Below are 372 nucleotides of genomic sequence, written 5' to 3'. Positions count from 1 at the left end.
CCCCGGCGTGCAGCCCGGCGCAATCGAGGCAACCTGCCCAAGGACCTGCCGCGCATCGAGCGCGTGATCGAGCCGGAGAGCCTGCAATGTCCTTGTGGCTGCGGGGAGATGCACAAGATCGGCGAGGACCGCACAGAGCGGCTGGACATCGTGCCCGCGCAGCTGCGGGTGATCGTCACGGTTCGACCCAAATACGCCTGCCGCGCCTGCACCGATGGCGTGACCCAGGCGAGCGCCCCGGCGCATCTCATCGACGGTGGTCTGCCGACCGAGGGCGCCATCGCGCATGTGCTGGTCAGCAAATATGCGGACCACTTGCCCTTGTATCGGCAGAGCCGGATCCTTGCCCGATCGGGCATCGAGATCCACCGC

The 372-nt window shown here is 67.5% G+C and carries 1 protein-coding gene; it reads left to right on the top strand.

Going from position 1 to position 372, the window contains the following annotated elements; all coding sequences use genetic code 11:
• Positions 1–372, top strand: a 372-nt coding sequence (locus tag BMI87_RS21895; RefSeq protein ID WP_146681750.1) for an IS66 family transposase zinc-finger binding domain-containing protein, incomplete at both ends; no start/stop codon positions are given.

This window comes from Thioclava sp. F28-4 (genome assembly GCF_002020045.1).
Classification (GTDB): domain Bacteria; phylum Pseudomonadota; class Alphaproteobacteria; order Rhodobacterales; family Rhodobacteraceae; genus Thioclava; species Thioclava sediminum.
The sequence above is the reverse complement of the archived record's forward strand: the minus strand, read 5'-3'. Positions and strand labels throughout refer to the sequence as shown.